The sequence below is a fragment of the Mesorhizobium sp. LNHC252B00 genome, assembly GCF_000502955.1.
In the GTDB taxonomy this organism is placed as follows: domain Bacteria; phylum Pseudomonadota; class Alphaproteobacteria; order Rhizobiales; family Rhizobiaceae; genus Mesorhizobium.
Genome location: NZ_AYWO01000013.1, coordinates 65,907 through 82,568 on the forward strand (window position 1 = coordinate 65,907; position 16,662 = coordinate 82,568).

The following is a 16,662-nucleotide window of genomic DNA, read 5'->3' on the forward strand; positions in this document are numbered from 1 at the left end:
CTCAAACTCCGAGGCGAACCGGGATGTCGACGGGCGAGCGGTACAGTTCGGCATCTGTTGTCGGATCTTGAATGACTACGCGCAGCGACGGTGAACTCTCATCACTCAACAGGAACGCGACGGTGACGCGCTTCCCAGCCTGAAGCTTCACGCAGCCTGTCGCGCGATCAAAGTCGCCATCGACTGCCATGCCTACACCGCCAACTTGCTTTCCGGCTGAAACCAACAGGGGTCGAACCACCAGCTCGTTCGAAAAGAGCGAGAGGTTTCTCCCGTCGAGTTGGATCGTCACGCTGAAAATGCGGTTCGTCACTGCGTCGGGCAGACCTGTCGCTGTCACTGGCCCCGCAGTCGATTTCTCTGCCTCTCGCGCCTTCATACGGACTGTGACCACTGGTATGATCATTTCTTGCAATGATGGGCCGCCGTGGTGAAAGGCGAGATCCCCGCCCGCTTTGAAGACCCCGCTCCCGAAAGGAAATACGAAGTCCAAGTCAGATTCATACCCGAGTGCCGAGGCGGTGACCCGGACGCAACCTGGCGGCGTCGCTCCGCCGCGCCCGATCCAACACCTGCGATGAAGGTCGATCTCGTCGCCCCCCGGTGCCTCGATCCGCATCGACTCGTCGCGGTCCGATGGGAAGAACAGATGCCCGTGATCAGCGGTTAGCACGCAATGCTCGACGCCGGCCGCGGCGAGCTTGCGGATAGCCCGGGCCAGATTGTCGATAACCGTATCCATTACTTGGCGAGCCTGGAATGTAAACCCGCGCTCACCGGCATGGTCGATCTCCTGGGACCGCACGATGATCACCTGCGCGCCCTCGATCCTCTTGGCGAGTTTCGACGGCTGAAGACTCAGCAGCTCATCCAGAGCGACGTCGGCCAATCTGGGCACGCGTGAGGCTGCAAATTTCTTCCGTGCCGCCAAATCGGGAAGGAATGCATCGTCGATTCGTACTCCGAGCGTGCCTGTCTGTTCGGTGACGCTGAAGCTGGAAGATGCACCGGGCTGTAGCGCGGCCATGCCAATCGGAGTGATGCTGGGTAGCGCGCAGACAGCAGGGCGCACGCTCACCTCGGCCGACTTGGGAAGCCGCTCCGTGAGTTCGACGCCCATCTCGAAACGCATCGCGTCAACGAAGAAGTACGCCACTGGCTTGGGCTGCTCTGAGACGACCTCGCTGTAGATACGCGTCTGGTGCAGGAAGGCAGAGACGGTCCACTTGGCCGCGACGAGGGCCTTGGTAAAGCCATCAGCCATAGCGCGGCATGCGTCTTCGTAAACGCCCCGAACGACGCCCAGCGGGCGCTCCTCTGGTTCATCGTCGAGGTTGGCGACCCACGCCTCAAGACGGCGTTGAGCCTGGTCCAATCGGAACCACCCATCTTTGGTGGCGTAGGCGTCAATCCAAGCATTGGCGTCGCCGCCGGCTTTCCCGACCGCTGCTCGCACAGCCATTCCGAGGCTTCCCAACTCCGCCATGCGGCGGCAGGCCTCCCACTGGGCCTTACGTCCCACATCACGATCAAGCCAAAAGCTATGCTCCCGCCCACTGATGACATCGAGGGCCTCGTCGAACTTCTTCGCCGCGACCAGATCCCCGCAATGCGCCAGCAGCACGCGCTCCTCAAAACGGAAAGTGTCGATCGACCCGAGAGTCCCGGCTGGGACGGCGACGTCGCGAAGCCCCAGCTCGGCTTCCACGCGATCCGCCATCGCGGGATAGCCGTCGGAGAACTTGGTGCGAAGCTGGTGCGCGAGTTCCCGAACCGCCGCTTCCTCATCCTTCGTCTTCGGAGCTGGTATTGCGTCAAGAGCCGAAGGTGGGGCACTACCGAGGTCGCTGCGGAACTCACCCGCCAGGACGTAACGAAGCGTGATGGATCGAAGCTTTGGCGACGCCGCATCCTCTGGCAGCTCCAGGCCGAGCTTCGAGCGTACGAGCTTCACCAGCTCACGAATCGCCTCTTTCACCTTGATTTCGGCATCGCGCTCGTCGCTTGCGAGCCAGGACGCGATGATGCCATCGTTCCCTGATGTGCTGTGGAAGATTGACTTCAGAACCGATGGCGGCTCGGTTGACGATGTGTCCGACGATGCGCGCGCAAGGTCCTCATAGGACACGCGCTCTGGCGATAGCATGTCATCGATGACGCCGTCAGTGTAACGTTGACGGAGGACGTTGCGCGCGAGCCGCTTCAGCTGCGGCTCATAGCAATCTCCAGCCTTTTCGAGTTCCATCAGCACCGAGCCATGGCGATCGCGTTCGCAGCCTGGCAGGTAAACGATCATGCACTCCGCCGGCGCATCCCCGCATACAAAGGGTTCCGCCACCGCGCGAAGCTCGAACATCGAGCCGTCATATTCGGTCAGCCGCGCCGCCATGCCGCCGACGGTCACGGGCACAGCCTCATCGCTGGTCCGCGCGCTACCCCGTAATTCAGTGACGAAGGACGCGAACTCGCGACGAGCGTCGTACCAAACGACCACCTTCCTGGCCTTAAGCCTCTCAGCAAGCTGCTTCGAAATATAGTCATGCAAGGGGTGCATCAGCTGAGACCTCCGCTTTCCACCTTGGATAATTCTTGAAAGCGGGCCGCGAACCAGCGAAGGCGCGAGACGCCGTCGGAGACGGCATCGCCCGACGACGACACAACGTAATTTGCGACCTTGGGTAAAAGCAGAATGAGCAGAAGGTCGGAGGAATTTCGGTCCAGCGTGAACCGCGCATCACCTTTGGCCGTCAGTTTCCCTGCGAACTCATCGAGCGCGTTCTGAGCGGCTGCCGTCATCGGCTCGGCAACGGTGATCAACTTTCTGATGCTTTCGGGCGATACGAGTCGAACTGGTTGTAGGGCTTCGTAGAGCGGGCCGGCGTTTCGTCCAAAATCAATACCGGGAAACCAGCCACGGACCCGTGCCACAAAGTCATAGACGTCTGTAAACACGCCACCATGTTCGCGCTGCCGCCGCTCGGTCTCGGAGAAGAGGCTTCCTATTGTCATGTCGCCCTGCCGAACTGCATGGCCCAGCATGACAAGCAGATTGCGCTCCTGGTCTGAAAGTGACCCGGTGAGAGGCTTGTAGCCAAGATCGTGCTCAACCTCGTTCCAGACATGGGCCATCATACTGCACACCTGGACCTCGCAAGGGACGTCCGAGACGTTCGCGTAGGTGCCGATCACATCGCCTTCCGGCAGAAATGCCTCGATATGGGTAGCGCGATAGAAGTTGTTGTTATCCGCCGCGTTCTTGTCCTTCCGCTCGTTGCTCGGCGGAGCGCCACGCAAATCCACGAACCGGTTGCAGACCAGCTGAACGACCTGGTCCTCATGCCTTTGTTCGTAGGTCGCTATTCGAACAGCGGCGAGATCCCGCACCGCCTCAAACACCGACTGCACATTCGGCAGGTCCTTCTTCCCAGAAGCAGCGAAGCGACGGAGCTTTCCCTCAAGGCTCTTGGGACTCTTTGCACGAAATGTGACTTGCGCTCTGATAGCGTTACCTTCGACAATTTCAAACCTGCAGATCTCGGCGACGCGCGCAGAGAGTTTCAGATACCGGTCGTATTCGCGGTGATAGCGAAGAACGGCGTTTTTGATCGTGTCTTCGGAGATCGTCACTATGATAATCTCCGTGGCGCCCTGAGGCCGCTCGATGCTGAGGCTTCGGTAAGATCCTTCAATGCCGATTTGACTGCAACTGAGGTCCGTTCGCGGACAAGCTCATCGATAGGGCGCTTCGGAGTTGGTTGCGGCTTCCACCTCCCATCATCCGAATCGTCCCATAGAACATCTTGAAGTCCGTGAGCGATGGCGAGGCTGCGGTCTGCCGCGCATTTCGGCACCACACGCTCAGGCCACAGGTGCATGGCGATGTGCGACCAGTCGAATTTTCCGGCCGCCAGATCTTCCCATTTTGCCTTCAGCTCCTTCTGCCAAGGCTTGTGCTGAGGCGTGAGCCGCCAGAGTGGAGACATTGTCAGCATGATGCCATCGTCAAGCATCGGGTTCCAAAGCGGAGCCACACGCTTTAGCTCCTCCAGGAGGCTCTGCAATTCCCCAATGAAGCTTTGTTGCGCTTCGATGACCTTGCGCTGTGCCGCATTCGGATGCTGCCCCGCGTCACTCAAGAGGCTCTCAAGCTGGCGATGCTCGTGGACGAGCTTTGGCGCCACATAGTCGGTCTGGACCCGAAAAAAAGTGTCCTTATTTAGGTCCTGAAGGTAAAGCCAAACGGAGTAGCCGCCTGAGGGCGTGGAAAGTTGGCAGTAGATAGGCGCCTTCCGGCCGCTCTTAGTGTACATCTTGAGATGCGAAGGGAAGAATTCGCGAGCGAGGCTGCGTCGTAGGGTAGCCGCCTCCGACGCTGGCTGGCCGACACGTTCATAGATCGCGAGGACTCGCGCTGTGAGGTCGTCTGCGTGTCCGGGATCGTCCACCAGCACACCCATGCATGGCATGAACGGACCTTCGCCGTTCGGCAACATTCCCGGACTCGTGTTCGGTAAGGGATCAAACGGCTCCGGCTCAGCTGGAATTGCGCGTTCACCTGTCGCAAGCCGAATATCGAACCTTCCGAATGCGACGCCGACAGACCAAGATTGCAGAAAGAATGGGTCATTCCCGGCGCTTGTGTTTTTATCTTCGTCCTCGCTTGCTTCGATACCTTCAACAATTTCCGCTGAAGCAAAAACCGATGCTCCCTCAATCTCGGACCTGTCACTCTCGTCCAGTCCAAACAGGTCAAAGGCAATTGCGTCAATCTTTGATTGCAGGTGGACCAAGGCAGGCCCAGTGGCGGCATTAGCGTCAGCGTTAAGCGGCTTTGGCAACGTGAAAGCGAGAGATGTCTCAACGCTGGTGTCGGCCGTCCGTGCCGCGCTCCAGGCACTTCGGGCAAGAGATGACAAAGCTTCGGCTTGTTCGACAGACGGTTCGGGCCAGGGAAGCTTCTGTAGAACTCCCACAATGAACTCGGGATAACCGAATCGGCCGAGCAAGGCCTTGAAAAGGTAATCAAATGGTTTGCTATTAAAGAGCGCGAGACCGGCCAGCAGCATGGCCTCTGGTAGGAAGACCGAATATCCCCGCACCGAAAATATACAACCTGAGGGCAACGGCTGCGGGGCGAAACGGCTGGCTCTAAGAGGCCATGTCATTCCCGGTTGAAAATAGTATTCCGAGCTAGCAATCCTCCGAGACCAATGTGCAGTTCGTGGGTCCGTAGGATTTGACACCACCCAACCCTTCAGCTCTTCACCTTCTTGGTCCCAATTGATGACAAGATGGATCGAGGCGTAGAACGGGGATAGCTCACCTCCTTTGGCAAAAGGGAACCATTTCTTTCCTCTCGTTTTCGGATCGACTTCCCACTGTGCTCGCAAGAAACGAAAGTCGTCGGAAGTCGCCAAACCCTGCCTTACGGCTCTCCCATTGCCCTCGACTGAGGGGAAACGCTGGAAGGCGGCGCGCACACCAGTTCCAATCCAGTACGCGAATGGAGTTCCGGGTAATTCCTTGAATTGAGAAAGATTCGGTGTGAACCTGTCGGTCGGCTCACCAGCGATCGCTCGTTTAATGGCAGAGGCTTTATCCTCAACAGCAACGGCCCGGATAAAGAGCGTCATGGGACTGCCTCCAAGCAATAGGCCGCAGTCTCAACCATAGCACCATCAAGTACTCCGACTCCCAAATCCGCAACGACTGCGGGCGGAGCCTTAGGTATCAGGATTTCCTCGCGCCATTTTCGGAAGCTCGACAGAAAGAAGCCAGTTCTTGAGGTGATGGCTCCGAGCCGACCGCGTGGGTGAAGAAGCTCGATGCCGCGCTCAACGAACGCGGCATAAACGTCATTCTTTGTCCGAGGGTAGCTGCTCTCGAATTCCTTCTTGGCGGGAAGGCTGCATGCGCCAAAGGGCGGATTCATCAAAACTACGTCGAACCGTGTCCGAACTATGTCGATCAGGGCAATCCCTTGGGCAGCATCGCCCGAAAACAACCGCCGTTTTACGCTGGAATTGCCGGATGCCGTCTCAGCGAATGCGCGTAGAGCCTCGACGATAATAGCTTCAGCATCGTGGAAAAAAAGGTCGTCGTCGATGCCCGAAAGGTTCAGAGTCCCTGGTTGCGCCTCAGGCTCCATGCCTGGCAAGAATCCGGTGGTCTGGCGCTGCTTCACGAATTGCTCGCGAGCGCGAAGGAGCTCAGCGGCGACGCCATCCTCAACTCGAAGGAGGGTGCCAAGCTCTCCGGCTAGGCGACTTTCGCCGACCATCTTCTTGAACAGGTCGCGCAGTAGCGGAGGATCGAGACGAGCGGCGAATTCGTCAACCAGCACCGCATCGCCGGGCATCGGTTCCGCCACCACGATATGCGTGCGCTGGATGCGCGGCCTATCGGCTGCGGCAATGCCAAGGTCTTTCCAAGCCCGCTGCGCCCGCAGCCAGAGCGCTAAGGCCGCGATCTGCGTACAGCGTGGGTCGATGTCCACGCCATGGAGATTAAACTCAACGATGAGCCTCGGCACTGCTCGGCATAGGTCAGTGAGGTTTGGGTAGTCGTCGCGGAGCGAGCGGCCCGTTGCCTCGCCGATCGGAGCGGGTCCGTCCGCTGACCATGCCTCCTGGTAGATCAGTAGAAGAAGATCAAAGCTGTAAAGCAGGAAGTGTCCCGAACCGCAGGCGGGATCTAGAATGCGAAGGTCTCGTGGATCCTTCCGCGAACGTGGTTGGATGGGCTCATCACCAACGCGTACGAGGTATTCGCACAGCGCAGATAGATGTCCCCCTTCGCCGTGCATCTCCAGCCAGAGGCGGCCGAGCGTGTTGTCGACGAGAAACTGGACGACATATCGCGGCGTGAAGAACTGGTTGCGCACTGCCAATTCGCGGCTGTTGCGCGGTGCTTGGCTTTCGTCGCGCATCTTTCGGCGCTCTTCGCCGCTATTGAAGAACTGATATACCCAGCCGATCGTCTCATCCTCGCCCCAAATCTCCAACAAATCGGGCGCATTGAGGATGTTTAGCAGCGCCTCGAACGTCTGCCGTTTGGGCCACAGCACAGAGGCGGCATCGCGGCGGTCAAACAGGACCTTTATCTCTGTTGAGAACTCGTCGAACAGGCTCTCAATATACAGGCGATAGCCTGCGGCATCGGGGAGCAGCGCTACCCCAGGCGCCATGCCGCAGAATTCTCGGTAGCCACCGGACTGTTCGCCCTTCGTAATGCACTCCTGCACCAGTTGTCGCGCTTCGAGCATTTTGAGCGCCACAAAGCGGTTCAGTGTCGTGAAGGCGGCATCCCGCACATAATCCGTGACCGCCTCTACGGGAGTCGTTCCAGCGGCACGCTTATGTTGTATGGTGGCAACAACTTTGTCGCGCTGAAACTGCTGGCGGGGCGACAGATGGACGCCACCCTTTGGGGCAATGACACCACTTCTCAGTACGTCGAATGTCCCTTCGAGCTGCGATGAGAAATCCTCATCGAGCAGCTTCCGCGCCTGCTGGGTCGCGCGTTCAATGGCGTTGCGCGTCGTCTTATCCATGGAGCGCGCCGATCACTGGACTATCACCTTTTTCCCGGTGCCGATCAGGCGCGAACATTCCTCCCGGATCCCGGCGAGGGCGGCATCGAGCTGTTCCTCGGTCTCAACCCCTCCAGAGAAATATCCGCCCAGCCTCACCGTAGCGACACGATCACCGTCGACAATGCGGTGAAGCTCCGCGATCGCGTCCTGAAGACGAGTCTCGCAGGCATCCAACTCCGAGCGGAGCTGAGGAACCGGCACCCGCTCCTGGTCTCGCGTCTTTCCGCGCTCCAAGGGCGCCGCCAGCCTCTGCTGCTGGTCCGGATCGATGCCGTCCCAGCCGGGAGTATTTGCAAGTCGGTCGAGCGCTTGAGTGTAGGCCGCAATCCGAACTTCCAACGCTTCGTCAAACCGACGGGTGTACTCGGCGTCGATGGCCGACGCGTTTTGCTCGATCGTCGGCAGGTCCCGATAGAAAGTCTCACGGGCCAGGAGGTCTTCGAGCTCCGCCGCCCTTGCTCGGAGATATTCGCTCACGTCAGGCTCGCCGCTTAGGAAGGGCCAAGCCGTCTTTAGTGCCTCTCGTGCACGGTCTAGATCCCGCAGGCGTGGTTCCGACAGTGCTTGGTCAAGCTCTGTGGCGCGCTTGATGGCCTCCTTGATCGAGCGATGCGACGCATTGAAGGTTGCGATCGCGTTGTCCTCTGAACCGCGAAGGACGGCTTTCATTTGACCGATCGCACCCTCGAGGACCGCAGCGCCTGGAAGTCGATATGCAATGAGCTGGCCGTGTGCTGAGGCAACCGGGTCCTCGTGCCGCGCGACTTCCTTGCGAAGCTCAGACACGATGGCTCCCGCGTTGAGCTCCCGGACTTCGCTTCCAAACGTGTCCCGAAAGGCCTCGGATGCCTTTACAAGCTCCTCGAACTCGATGCCCTTCTTGGGTCGGAACGAGGCTTGACGGAAGAAATTGTTGTTCGAGAAAGTGTCACGTGCTTCGATCCCTGTCGCGGAGTCTATTGTCTGACCTTTGCTGGTCGCCTGAATCTTCCCGGCGCGCAGCAGCGAAAGCACAAGCAACCGAACGATTTCGAAGTCCCAGCCGAATGGCTCCTTCGCTAACTCGTCGGCCAGAAATCGGCCGCTGGCGGTCTCACCGTAGTTGGCGCGCTCCTCAATGCGGGACAAGACCTCAGCTAAGATGCCGCTTTCAACACGAAAGACAGTCTTCCCTTTTTCGTCACGCAAGAGGCCAAGGCCACTGAACACTGGCGGAAGGCCTTGAAGGTTCTCGGCGATGAACAGCGCATCGACGCCCTTCTTTACGTCGGCCAGCCGGGCGGCGGCTTCCTTGAAGCGATCAAACACCTCTGGCAGTACATCGTTTAGAATGTCGGCAGCGCTCTTGCCCATGTCGACGGCCCGATCGTCTGGACTGCGATCATTGCCACGGAAACTGACGCTACCCGCCAAGCAAGCCGCCCGAATGAGCCGGCGCAGTTCATCCTGGTGTCGCCTCTGCCGGATTTTCTCTTCGCCGATGAGCGCGGTTTCGTCAGCCGTCTTGGCTTCGCGTTCCTTTCTTGCCAGCATCTCCTTGGACCGGAAGAGCTCGACGGTCTCGCGATCTATGGCCTCGTTGAGAGCGACAGCCCAAAAGACGCTCTTGCGTTCCTGCTGACTACGGGCACGGAGCTCAGTTGCGACTGCCTGAAAGGACGCCCCAACTTCGGCGAGATGTACGTGAAACATCAGGTCGCCGTCCACGATCTCACGACCATGGATGGAGAGGCCTGCTTTGAACGTCTTGGTGTCAAAGAGAGTATGGCTAGGCTGCGGCTGCCAGAACGAGGCCAGCACCTCGGAGTAGATCCGATGCGCGTCGCCCGGCTTTGGACTGATCCCATTGCGAACGCGTTCCCAGTCGTCTTCCGCCGGCGTCGGAATTCGGTATCCGTCGTCGCCCAGGCGAACCTTGTTAGCTGCCTCAAGCTGACGCAGAGCGTCTTTCACCGCAGCGAGCTGTGAATCCCCGACGACACTGGGATGCAGCGCGGCGGTAATGTTCTCTGTCGTGCGGTGAACGCTCTTCACGTACTGCAGCAGGCAGATCACCTTCGCGACTGGCTGTGCCAGGGGGTGTTCAAGTTCCTTGGAAATGGCTGAGATTTTCGCCCGCACCTCAGAGCCAATGTTGCCTTCGACGAGATCGTAGACCTGATCGAGTCGGGCCACGGCGCCGATTGGCTGGTCGGCAAGGTTGACGGCAGGGTTGATCAGCAGCTGCTGCGCGAGCTTGATGATGGTGCGGTTTGCGCCGCCCACGTGCTTACTCGCTCCACCTTGCGTGCGGAGCCCTGAGACGACCTGGATAATTAGATCAATCTGATAGGGCAGAAGCGGATAGAGATCGACGAAACTGTCGCGAGTCAGTTCTGGCAGCCTGATGTCGGCAGTGAGGCGGGTATGCTCAGTGAATCTTCCTCGGTGCTGGTCGAAGAGCTCACCTAACGCTTTCTCAGCGGGAGCGTTCTTGGATAGAACGCGCCGGCTGGTGACCTCCGAAATGTCTGAAGGTTCTAGGTGAACCTGCAGAGGGAAGCGGTCCATCAGGCGCGCAAGCTCGATCTTCTTGTCATCGAGGCCGCTGACGAGCTCGCCAAGCTTCTCTTGCGAGGTGACAACGATCCAGTGTTTGCCGCGGCCTTTGACGCCGAGGCTCTGAACAACCGCCTGGAGATCGAGCATCTTTTGTATGTCGCGAGCGACGAACTGGCCGACTTCGTCGATGACGAACATAAGGGCCTGGCCAGGTCGCCGGCGCTTCATCAATTCATTCGCACGTTCCGCTAGCTTTCCAGGTGAGATGTCAGCCTTGTTCTTAACAGCCTTTACCCATGAATCGGCCATCGGATATGTCTCGGGATCAAGGTTGTGGAGAACCCGGCTAGCCTCGCTGAGAGCGAACGCAACTTTTCCCTTCTCGCGAGACCATTGCTTCTTGAAGATGCGCTCGTACTCAGCTTCAAACTCCTCAAGCTGTCCCTTCTCCTCGATGGCGATTTCCAATTCGGAGAGGTCGAGATCTTTGGCATAGCCGAGGCTCTGTAGGAAAAGCCCATACATAATCTCGGTGAGAGACTGGTTTCCGCTTCTAATCCCCCGGTCAGTCGAGACATCGAAGATCACGGCGTGTGTTGGAATTTGTTCGTTTATCGCCTTCAGCAGCACCTGAAGCTTGTTGTCACCGGCTCTCTGGGCGAACCGGTCACCGGCGGGAATTCCGGCCACGACGCGGTTCTCGATCGATAGACCCAGCATCTTTGCGAAGCTGGACTTACCCGAGCCGAAGAAGCCTGACACCCAAATAGCGATACCCTCGTGCGGCTTGTTCGGGGTCTCGCGAAAGGCGTCGAATATATTGGTGTAGTGGGAGCGAATGGCGTCGGTCACCACGTACTCATCGATTTCGTCGCGTAGGATGTCATCGCTGGTCTGATCGACCTTGATGACTTCCTCGATGCGACGATGAATGTCATTTGCAAAGAGGCTTTTGATCGGTTCGTTGGCCATCATTGAAATCCCGTCAAAAGATTTTTGGGCGATAGTTGTGCTCGGCTGCGAGCACGCCCATGAACCGGAGCCCTGCGGCACCGTCGAGATCGCCTGGATAGAACAAGACCGTCGGCACGGTGACGCGTCCCTTCAGCTGTTCCAACAATGAGAATGTGCGGTAGACGGGGAACAAGGCGCCGGTCCGCACGATGAAGACGATATCGCGAGGCGGATCGGCATCGTCTGGCATCCGCGCAGCGACGAGATCAACAAGGGGTGCATACTCAGAAAGGACCGAGTGCACCGTCTCAATTATGGTTTCCGTGCCCTGCTCACGCTCCGCCGCGAACCAATCTTCGATTGGTCGTTGAGATTGCATTGCCTCGTCCAGGCACTCGGCCAATGATATTCGGCTGACGCGCTTTCCTTTTTGGGTAAGCCGGGTCTCGAGCAGAGTGATTTGCTTGCGTAACTCAAACTCCTCTTCGGGCTCATAGCGGAAGAGCGCATAGGGCATGTCGTGGTATGCACTTATACGTTCACGCGGATCGGCCAAGTCGAGTATAGGTTCTAGAGTAGTTTTGATGCGGTGTACAAGATCGCTCATGCCACCATCCTTTCCGCATACTCCCAAGCGTTGGCACAGGGCAGTGTGAGTTGCACGATGCTGCCAGCAATCTGGTAGTCCAATTTGTGATACTGATGAAGCCGTAGGAGTTCCCGCTCTACATCCGTCGAAAGCATCAGAAACATCTGCCAGTCCGTCGATTCGAGAACTTTGCGTGGGCTATTCATCTCGTCGCGAAAGGCATAGAGAAGGTAAAGAAAGCTTCGCTCCGGCAGATGGTAGCTCGCGAATTCCTTGGCGATGCTTCCCCGAAGCAGGCCAAAGTCAACAGCCATCTTTAGCAAACCGGCGGCCACGCGATGTAGAGTCATCTCACTCCAAGCATGTTCGGTCGTGCCACCCCTGCGCCCGACACTGAGAAGGTGATCGTGGAGGTCTTCTGTGCGAACGCGATACGTGCCGGATATGAAGGTTGGGAAAAGCCAGTTGATCAGAAAATCACGAAGGAGGAATTCGTCACGAGTGATATGCCAGAGGAGGATCGGTTTCCATTCTTCGATGGGGCAACCGTGCTTTGCCAAGAGCACGAGCGAGCGATCACGGGCATTTGGATCGAACCGCCGGTTCAGCACTTTGGCCACATCTCGGAGCCAAGTCGTCGTCCTTGCGCCGATGAAATTCTCGCGCCTCAAGCGGTCCAGATTTTCTTTCTTGGAAGAAGCAAAATCCCACGCTGCGAAAACTGCATATGTTTCGTCGATCATCGCGCCCTTAATGAGGGTAAATGACGAAGCAATGTGGGATCGGGCCGCCGGCTTCATGCGTTTTCCAAGCGCGCGTATGGGACGGCCAATGCGCCTGGCTCACCGCGCGCGAATCCCAGAGCAAGAGATAGGATGTCCTGATCTGTGCTAGTGAATGGCGTAGGCAAGGGCACCGCGCGGCCTTCAGCGGAGCGCCGGAGCCGGGAGAGCAGCTCTAAATCGTCGTCGGTGATCAGATTGAAAGATTGGAGAGCTGTCTTAACTTCCGTCTCTTTCAACGCCTCCAGTTCCAAAAAAAATGGTTTCCATGCGCCAGCCTGATCAAGGCAACGCTCCCAATGCGTCTCGAACTCCTCCTCCAAGGTCTCTGTAAGGTGCCAGAGCGTGACGCTCTGTGGCGGATCGAAGACTTCACGACAGCGGAAAGCTGCGACAGCGAATACGGAGCGAGCCTGCGCAAAATAATGGGTGCGTGGAAACCCTCGCCGGATAGCAGCAGCGCCAAGTCGGCCGAGTTGGCCGCGAGTATTCCACCATTTGGCGAGATCCATCTCACCAACTCGGGCGACGACCAACCGCAATTTCAACAGTCGGTCAAAATCGATTCCTCCCTTCGTCATCGGCGGGACCACGTGATGAAGCAAGCGACTGAGTGCGGGCTGAAACCGATCTGCGGTGGGTTATGTGGACTCGGGAATAAGCGGACAGCCATTTCAGCTCCTGCCCTCATCTCGGGAACTTGCCTTCTGCTGCTCAATCCAATGATCAATATCGATGCGCTGAAATCGCCACTGCCCTCCCACCTTGAAAGCGGGAAGCTGGCCCCTCTGAGCCATAGTGTAGACGGTCTTCTCCGCGACCTTGAGCAATTGGGCCACCTCCGGCAGCGTTAGGATCTCATCCGGCATAGACCGGTCCCCTTTCAGGAAAAGAGGGCAACAGATGCCAGAGTTTGCCAGGACTCACCAGATGAGATCGTAGGGCGGTGTCGATTTCCACCGACATCTCGGGGGTTCAAGGAGATGCGAATGGGATTTGGGCATTCCCGCTGACGAACCAACCCGACACGGACTGGAGAACATCTTCCGGGGTGGAAAGGACGGGCGTTTGGCCACGATCTGGTAGCCGAAACTAGCCGGAAGCTCTCTCTGAGTTGGTGAGTTTCTGGTGAGTTTGTTCAAACAAACTTACTGCAGAAATTGCATAAGCAGTTGATTTAATTGGCGCACCCGACAGGATTCGAACCTGTGACCTCTGCCTTCGGAGGGCAGCGCTCTATCCAGCTGAGCTACGGGTGCTTCCCGGAATCCGGAAAACGTACCAGCCGGTGAACCGGCAAGTCACGGCTTCTTAGCGGAAGCCGCGGCGGGCTTCAACGGGCAAATGGATAGCGGCTGCGGCAAAGGCAAAACCACAGGCTCGAATCGAATGCTGCTCGTTCCAGATGGAGTGGAGGTTGAATTTAGTATCTCCGCTTCCAATAGGTGCGGCTGCCGATGTCAACGCCGTTAGTTCAAAGTTTCCAACCAACCAGTCATCGGAATGGCGTTCGAATGCTTCCCAGACCATCAACCCTGGCCCAAGTGATATCGCGTTGCGCGGGACCTACGCATATCGGCCAAAAAGGAGTGTTGATCCAGTTCTTGCCAGGCATCCAGCCAGCCGTAAAGATATTATCTCCGTCGATCTTCGCATCGAGAGCCGCCCTCACGCCTTCCAATTCCGGCGACGTGAGACCCGTCAAGACAGCTTGATAGCGGCGCCCTCTTTCGCCCCTTTGCAGAACGCCGGCGATAATTTTTTCGGACACAAAATCCAAAATGGGAATCAACGCTGTCCTCCGCCGCGACCTATGCAAAGTGAAGGGCGGACTCAAAGATGCAAGGCCGAGCTGCAAAATCATTTGGTGCTCTATCGGCACTTTGATCGTGAGCCGACCTGCCTTACGGTCGCGACGAAATCACAGTCAGTATTCGAGGAATGAATGATCACAGGTGAACTTCGCTCAAAAATCGACGCCGTGTGGAATGCCTTCTGGGCGGGTGGCATCGCCAAAGCGCGTGCTGTTCCTCGCCGACCGTGTCGCGCTGGTCAACCAGGCCGCCGGCGCGTTCAAGGCACATCTGCCGGATTCAGCGCCGGTCAACCTCGTCACCGAGCGCACCAGCGATGGCCGCGTTTTCCTGTCGACCTATCCGACAATGATGAATCTGATCGATGGCAAGGCCGACGAGAAGCGCAAGTTCGGACCGGGCCATTTCGACCTGATCGTCATCGATGAGGCGCATCGCTCTGTCTACCAACGCTATCGGGCGATCTTCGAATATTTCGACTCTTTCCTCGTCGGATTGACGGCGACCCCCAAGGACGAAATCGACCATAACACCTATTCGCTGTCGACCTTGAGGATGGCATCCCGACCGACGCCTATTCGCTCGACGAGGCGGTGGCCGATGGCCATCTGGTGCCGCCCAAGGCGATTTCCGTGCCGCTGAAGATCGTGCGCTCCGGCCTGCGCTACGACGATCTCAGCGATGAAGAGAAAGACCGCTGGGACATGCTGGAATGGGGCGAAGAGGAGATCCCCGACAGCGTCGATGCCGCGGAGGTCAACAAGCGGCTCTTCAACACCGACACCGTCGATCTCGTCATCGCGCATTTGATGACCAACGGACTCAAGGTCGAAGGTGGTGATCGGCTCGGCAAGACCATCATCTTCGCCAAGAACCAGGCGCATGCGGTGTTCATCGAGGCGCGGTTCAACGCGGCCTATCCGCATGAGAGCGGCGCTTATGCGCAAACGCTGATCGACGATTTTTCGAAGAAAACGAAGGCCCCTCATATCGCCATCTCGGTCGACATGCTCGACACCGGTATCGACGTGCCGGAGGTGGTGAACCTCGTCTTCTTCAAGCAGGTGCGCTCGAAGACGAAATTCTGGCAGATGATGGGGCGCGGCACCCGGCTGTGTCCCGACCTGTTCGCGCCGGGCCAAGACAAGGAGTTCTTCCGCGTCTTCGACTACTGCCAGAACCTTGAATTCTTCGGCGCCAATCCGGAACTCAAGGATGCAAGCACCGCGAAGTCATTGTCGGAACGGCTGTTTGCAGCGCGGCTCGACCTGGTGCGCGCGCTTGACGAAAAGAAGCGCAAGTCCGATGGCCTAGCCGAAGATCCGACACCTTTCAAAGCCTCGACCTATGTCGCCTCGCCGCTGACCGAGGAAGATATCAGAACCGATGCGGTCGAAGTTCTGCGCGACACCCTAGCCGGGCTGAACCCTCGAGAATTTCATCGTGCGTCAGCGTCGTCGCGCGGTGGAAAAATACCAAAGACCGGAAGCCTGGATCGCGATCGACGACGAGAAGCGCAAGGAGCTTGTCGACGAGATTGCGCCTTTACCTTCGGCGAAGCAGTTTGGAACCGAGGAGGCGAAGCGGTTCGACCTGTTGATGTTTTCGCTGCAGCTTGCGCTGCTGAAGGGCTCCAAGCGGTTCGACACGCTGAAGAAGCAACTGCTGGAAATCGCGTCAGCGCTGGAGGACCAGACTGGCATTCCGGCGATCGCTCATCGGGCCGTCCTGATCGAAGAGATCCAGACGGACATCTGGTGGGAGGGTGTCAACGTTCCTTTGCTCGAACTGGTTCGGCTACGGCTGCGCGATCTCGTCCAGCACATCGAGAAGGGTCGGAAAGCGATTGTCTATTCCGACTTTGCCGACGAGATCGGCGATGGTGTTGAAATCGATCTGCCCCAAGTTGGCGAAGCCGACTTCGCTCGCTTCAAGCAGAAAGCACGCCACTTCCTCAAGAGGCACGAGGACCATCTCGTCTTGCACAAGCTGAGGCAGGGAAAGCCGCTGACGGCCATCGATCTGGCCGCGCTGGAAAAGATGCTGCTCGATGCAGGCATTGGTGACGCCGGCGATATCGAACGAGCCCGCGAGACCAGCCGTGGCTTCGGTCGGTTCGTGCGTTCATTGGTAGGGCTCGACCGTGCCGCCGTTTCGGAAGCCTTGGGCGAATTCCTGTCTGCGGGAACAGCTTCCGCCGCCCAGATCGAGTTCGTCGGCATGATCATCGAGCACCTGACCGACCAGGGCACTATGGACCCGAGCTTGCTCTATGAGCCACCCTTTACCGATCTAGCTCCTACGGGGCCGGAGCAAGTATTCGACGAGGACAGAGTTACCAGACTCGTCAGCCGTATCCGTGAGATCAGCGACAGCGCGGTGGCCTAG

At 58.1% G+C, this 16,662-nt stretch carries 12 protein-coding genes, 1 tRNA gene and 1 pseudogene; 3 read left to right on the forward strand and 11 right to left on the reverse strand.

All coding sequences use genetic code 11. The features are described 5' to 3' along the window. Position 1 precedes the first annotated feature (1 nt). From X744_RS152635 to X744_RS0137325, 11 genes are all read right to left on the reverse strand, one after another. Entirely contained in the window at positions 2 to 2,404 is a 2,403-nt protein-coding gene (locus X744_RS152635) for a PglZ domain-containing protein (RefSeq protein WP_198032238.1), read from the reverse strand. Between the two features lie 149 nt (positions 2,405 to 2,553). After that, on the reverse strand, positions 2,554 to 3,627 hold the full coding sequence (locus X744_RS152630) for a RelA/SpoT domain-containing protein (protein WP_023760216.1): 1,074 nt from the start codon (positions 3,625 to 3,627) through the stop codon (positions 2,554 to 2,556). Continuing rightward, on the reverse strand, positions 3,627 to 5,633 hold the full coding sequence (locus tag X744_RS0137315; protein WP_050589552.1) for a hypothetical protein: 2,007 nt from the start codon (positions 5,631 to 5,633) through the stop codon (positions 3,627 to 3,629). Before X744_RS0137315 ends, X744_RS152630 begins: the two co-directional genes overlap by 1 nt. After that, the gene (locus tag X744_RS152625) at positions 5,630 to 7,552 is read right to left on the reverse strand and encodes an SAM-dependent methyltransferase (protein ID WP_023760218.1); all 1,923 of its coding nucleotides are present in this window, start codon (positions 7,550 to 7,552) and stop codon (positions 5,630 to 5,632) included. The genes X744_RS0137315 and X744_RS152625 overlap by 4 nt, the downstream gene beginning before the upstream one ends. A 12-nt stretch (positions 7,553 to 7,564) precedes the next feature. Continuing rightward, positions 7,565 to 11,107, reverse strand: coding sequence for a BREX system P-loop protein BrxC (brxC, locus tag X744_RS152620; protein ID WP_023760219.1), 3,543 nt, complete (start codon positions 11,105 to 11,107; stop codon positions 7,565 to 7,567). A 13-nt stretch (positions 11,108 to 11,120) separates the two neighbouring features. Further along, the gene (locus X744_RS0137320) at positions 11,121 to 11,696 is read right to left on the reverse strand and encodes a BREX protein BrxB domain-containing protein (RefSeq protein ID WP_031260531.1); all 576 of its coding nucleotides are present in this window, start codon (positions 11,694 to 11,696) and stop codon (positions 11,121 to 11,123) included. Continuing rightward, positions 11,693 to 12,478, reverse strand: a complete 786-nt coding sequence (locus X744_RS152615) for a BrxA family protein (protein ID WP_023760221.1) — start codon at positions 12,476 to 12,478, stop codon at positions 11,693 to 11,695. Before X744_RS152615 ends, X744_RS0137320 begins: the two co-directional genes overlap by 4 nt. Beyond that, complete coding sequence (locus X744_RS152610) at positions 12,475 to 13,041, reverse strand: BrxE family protein (protein WP_023760222.1); 567 nt, start codon at positions 13,039 to 13,041, stop codon at positions 12,475 to 12,477. The genes X744_RS152615 and X744_RS152610 overlap by 4 nt, the downstream gene beginning before the upstream one ends. Positions 13,042 to 13,134: 93 nt before the next feature. After that, positions 13,135 to 13,329 carry a helix-turn-helix domain-containing protein gene (locus tag X744_RS152605; protein WP_023760223.1) on the reverse strand — a complete coding sequence of 65 codons (195 nt, stop codon included), beginning with the start codon at positions 13,327 to 13,329 and terminating at the stop codon, positions 13,135 to 13,137. A 313-nt stretch (positions 13,330 to 13,642) separates the two neighbouring features. Then, a tRNA-Arg gene (locus X744_RS152600) sits at positions 13,643 to 13,719 on the reverse strand. Between the two features lie 236 nt (positions 13,720 to 13,955). Next, positions 13,956 to 14,324 (reverse strand): hypothetical protein, encoded by a 369-nt coding sequence (locus X744_RS0137325; protein ID WP_156938572.1) that lies wholly within the window; start codon positions 14,322 to 14,324, stop codon positions 13,956 to 13,958. 139 nt (positions 14,325 to 14,463) lie between these two features. Here X744_RS0137325 and X744_RS1000000175245 point away from each other — a divergent pair, with 139 nt between their 5' ends. The 3 genes and pseudogenes from X744_RS1000000175245 (at position 14,464) to X744_RS1000000175255 (ending at position 16,662) form a co-directional block, all read left to right on the forward strand. After that, positions 14,464 to 14,916 (forward strand): DEAD/DEAH box helicase family protein, encoded by a 453-nt coding sequence (locus tag X744_RS1000000175245; protein ID WP_023760225.1) that lies wholly within the window; start codon positions 14,464 to 14,466, stop codon positions 14,914 to 14,916. Between the two features lie 167 nt (positions 14,917 to 15,083). After that, positions 15,084 to 15,326, forward strand: a pseudogene (locus X744_RS1000000175250) (hypothetical protein); the annotation flags it as partial. A 391-nt stretch (positions 15,327 to 15,717) separates the two neighbouring features. Then, positions 15,718 to 16,662: a type I restriction-modification enzyme R subunit C-terminal domain-containing protein gene (locus X744_RS1000000175255; protein ID WP_245266694.1), complete on the forward strand. Its 945-nt coding sequence runs from the start codon at positions 15,718 to 15,720 to the stop codon at positions 16,660 to 16,662.

Excerpts from the sequence above, each read along its gene's own strand:
- X744_RS0137315 (WP_050589552.1), bottom strand. The coding sequence starts at position 5,633 with ATGACGCTCTTTATCCGGGCCGTTGCTGTTGAGGATAAAGCCTCTGCC.
- X744_RS152625 (WP_023760218.1), bottom strand. The coding sequence starts at position 7,552 with ATGGATAAGACGACGCGCAACGCCATTGAACGCGCGACCCAGCAGGCG.
- brxC (WP_023760219.1), bottom strand. The coding sequence starts at position 11,107 with ATGGCCAACGAACCGATCAAAAGCCTCTTTGCAAATGACATTCATCGT.
- X744_RS0137320 (WP_031260531.1), bottom strand. The coding sequence starts at position 11,696 with ATGAGCGATCTTGTACACCGCATCAAAACTACTCTAGAACCTATACTC.
- X744_RS152615 (WP_023760221.1), bottom strand. The coding sequence starts at position 12,478 with ATGAAGCCGGCGGCCCGATCCCACATTGCTTCGTCATTTACCCTCATT.
- X744_RS152610 (WP_023760222.1), bottom strand. The coding sequence starts at position 13,041 with ATGACGAAGGGAGGAATCGATTTTGACCGACTGTTGAAATTGCGGTTG.
- X744_RS152605 (WP_023760223.1), bottom strand. The coding sequence starts at position 13,329 with ATGCCGGATGAGATCCTAACGCTGCCGGAGGTGGCCCAATTGCTCAAG.
- X744_RS0137325 (WP_156938572.1), bottom strand. The coding sequence starts at position 14,324 with ATGATTTTGCAGCTCGGCCTTGCATCTTTGAGTCCGCCCTTCACTTTG.